Annotated in this window: 1 protein-coding gene; it reads left to right on the forward strand. The window is 58.2% G+C overall.

Annotated features, from left to right (window positions below):
- The first annotated feature begins 248 nt into the window (after window positions 1-248).
- Window positions 249-3377 carry a transglycosylase domain-containing protein gene (locus tag AC1DRJ_RS21915; RefSeq protein WP_477803984.1) on the forward strand — a complete coding sequence of 1043 codons (3129 nt, stop codon included), beginning with the start codon at window positions 249-251 and terminating at the stop codon, window positions 3375-3377.
- Window positions 3378-3552: the final 175 nt, after the last annotated feature.

Here is a 3552-nt window from a genome sequence, read left to right on the forward strand (position 1 = left end):
TGGTGAGGGAGTTGCTGTGGCGAGGGGGCTTTTGTGGCGAGGGGACTTGCCTCCGTTGGGCTGCGAAGCGGCCCCCCTCTTCACCCAAAAAGACGGGGACTGCTGCGCAGTCCAACGGGGGCAAGCCACCTCGCCACAGTTCACGTGAAATATTCGATATTTGAACGCTCACAATTTATTCACCATCGCCAACCACCGTCTAAGCTTCAGTCAAGTCCGATCAATCTGAGTGAATGGATCAATCGACTATGGGCGCTTTGTGGCAAACCGATACGAGTAAAACTGTGGTCCCGACTGAATCTGTGGATGAAGCGCCAACACCTGAAAAACCCCGTAGCAGCCGTGTCAAACACGGCTGGAAGGCGTTTTGGTTGCTGCTGCTCATCATCGTGATCGTCGTGGGACTCGCTGCTGCCAAAGAAATGCGCACGTCGAAGTTTCAGGCACGGGAAGTCAGCAAGTTTGCCGCGTCCCTGAACTACACGCTGGAACCGGGTCCCAGCGACGCCATTCGTTACCCTGGCGCCGGGCCTTTTGATTTGCGACTGGGCTACAGCTCACTGAACGAGTTCCTGCCGCGGTTACTCAAGCGTGACTATGTAATTTCAGCTCAAACCCGCTTCTCCGATAAGCTGATGGACTACAGCGCCAAAGGCCTTTTCGTACCCTATTCGGAGAAAATCCAGGCCGGCCTGTCGATCACCGACTGCCGCGCGTTACCGCTGTACCAGTTCAAGTATCCACAACAGCTGTATTCAAGCTTTGAATCGATTCCGCCGGTGGTGGTCAACAGCCTGTTGTTCATCGAGAACCGCTTTCTGCTCGACCCCAAACAACCCTTGGCCAACCCCGCCGTGGACTGGCCGCGTTTCGGCATGGCCGCGTGGTCTCAGGTGGCCAAAATGATTCACCTGCCGGGCCAGTCAGCAGGCGGCAGCACCTTGGCGACACAGCTTGAAAAGTATCGGCATTCGCCCGATGGTCTGACGGTGTCGGGGGCGGAAAAGATCCGGCAGATGATTTCCGCCACCGTGCGTGCCTATCAGGCCGGTCCGGAAACCCTTGAAGCGCGGAAAAATGTGGTTCGCGACTACCTCAACAGCGTGCCGCTGTCAGCCGTGCCGGGCCACGGTGAAGTGCACGGCATGGCCGAGGGGTTGCGCGTCTGGTACGGCGCCGACTTCAACAAGGCCAACGAAACACTGGCCAGCACCGCGACGGATCCAAAGACCATGGCCGCGAAGGGCTTGGCTCTGCGTGAAATGCTCTCCTTGATGATTGCGCAGCGCCGCCCTTCTCATTACCTGACCAAGGGCCGTGATGAACTGGCGGACCTCACCGACAGCCACATTCGACTGCTGGCACAGAACAACGTGATTGATGCGCCTTTCGCGGCGGCGGCGCTGGCCAGCACTGTCGCTTATCGCGACTGGCAGACCCAGCCGACCATTCAACCGATCGAAACCAACAAAGGCATCAGCGTGGCGCGCAGTCGCCTGGGCGGATTGCTCAATCGTCCGCTGTACGACCTTGATCGCCTCGACCTTTCCGCCACCAGCACCCTGCAAGGCGACCTGCAATCCAAGGCCACCGAGTACCTCAAGCATCTGGCCGATCCGGAATTTGCCACGCAGATCGGCTTGATGGGCGAACGCCTGCTCACCCCCACCAGCACCACCCAGGTGCGCTACAGCTTCACCCTTTTTGAACTGACACCGGATGGCGCACGCGTGCGGATTCAGACCGACAGCACCGACCAGCCGTTTGACATCAACGAAGGCAGCAAGCTGGAATTGGGCTCTACGGCAAAAATGCGCGTGCTCACCACCTACCTTCAAATCATTGCCGAGTTGCACGATAAATATGCCGGGATGACGGTCCCTGAACTGAAAAAACTCGACGTCCCTGACCAGGACCGCCTGAGCCGCTGGGCCGTCGATTACCTGATCGAGAACACAGACCGAAACCTGCCGGCCATGCTCGGCGCCGCACTGGATCGCAAATACTCGGCCAACCCCGGCGAAGCGTTTTTCACCGGGGGCGGGTTGCACGTGTTCCATAACTTTCGCAAGGAAGACAACGGCCGCATACCGACCTTGCGCGATGCCCTGCGCGAATCCATCAACCTGCCGTTCATCCGGCTGATGCGCGACCTGGTGCGTTACGCCACCTATTCCGGGCCCAACAGCAGTGCCGAACTGCTCAAGGACGACCGCGACCCTCGGCGTCAGGAATACCTGGCCAATTTCGCCGACCGCGAAGGCACCTCGTTCCTGCTGAAGTTCTGGAAGAAGTACAAAAACAAGGACACCCAGGCACGGCTCGACACTTTCCTCGACAGCACGCGCCCAACCCCGGTTCGCTTGGCGGCGATTCACCGTTATCTGCTTCCGCAGGCCAGTCAGGCAACGTTCAATACGTTTGTGCGTTCGCACCTCAAAGGCCCCAAACCCACCGGAAAACCTAACGAAAAACTCACCGACGAACGCCTGCAACGGCTGTACGAAAATTACAGCCCCGGCGCCTATGACCTGCCGGATCAGGGCTTCATCGCCAAGGTTCACCCCTTGGACCTGTGGCTGATGGGCTACTTGTTGAACAACCCTGACGCCAAGTGGAGCGAGATCGTCAAGGCCAGCCATTTCGAACGCCAGGAAGTCTATAGCTGGTTGTTCAAAAGCCGTCACAAGGGCGCCCGCGACAGTCGCATTCGCACCATGCTGGAGATCGAAGCGTTCCTCGATATTCACCAGCGCTGGCAGCAAGTCGGCTACCCGTTTGATCACCTGGTGCCGTCGCTGGCCACCGCCCTCGGCAGTTCCGGCGACCGTCCGGCGGCGCTGGGCGAGCTGATCGGCACCATTCTCAACGATGGCGTGCGCATGCCGACACTGCGCATCGACACGCTGCATTTCGCCGCGGACACACCGTACGAAACCAAGTTGATCAATGATCCGGAAGTGGGCAAGCGGGTGATGCCATCCGAAGTCGCCACGGCCATGCGCGAAGCCTTGTCGCAAGTGGTGGATGCCGGTACGGCGAGACGTGTTTCCGGTAGTTTCGCCCTCCCCGATGGCAAGCCACTGGCGATGGGCGGCAAGACCGGSACCGGCGACAACCGCATTTCATCCATCGGTTCCGGCGGACGGGTCATCAGCTCGAAATCCCTCAATCGTACGGCGACGTTCGTATTCTTCATCGGCGATCACCATTTCGGTACGCTCACTGCCTTCGTGCCGGGTCGCTCCGCCGAAACGTTCACGTTTACCTCAGCGCTGCCAGTGCAAGTGCTCAAGGGCATGGCGCCGATTCTGACACCGTACCTGCAGCCCGCCGGCAACACCGGTTGCCTGCCGATTGAAGTGGTTAAGCGTTAACAGAACAAGCACTGTGTGCGGGTGGTAATTAATTATTTTCGGCATTGATAATTCCAATGCCTTGAATGGGCAAACACCGACTTAACAGCAGTAATTCAAACTTTAACTTTGAGCAATGGAAGATAGGCTTGTGGCTCCTATCAATGTTCAAGGTTTATTAAAAACAATGCCTGAC

This window comes from Pseudomonas sp. P5_B2 (assembly GCF_056400445.1).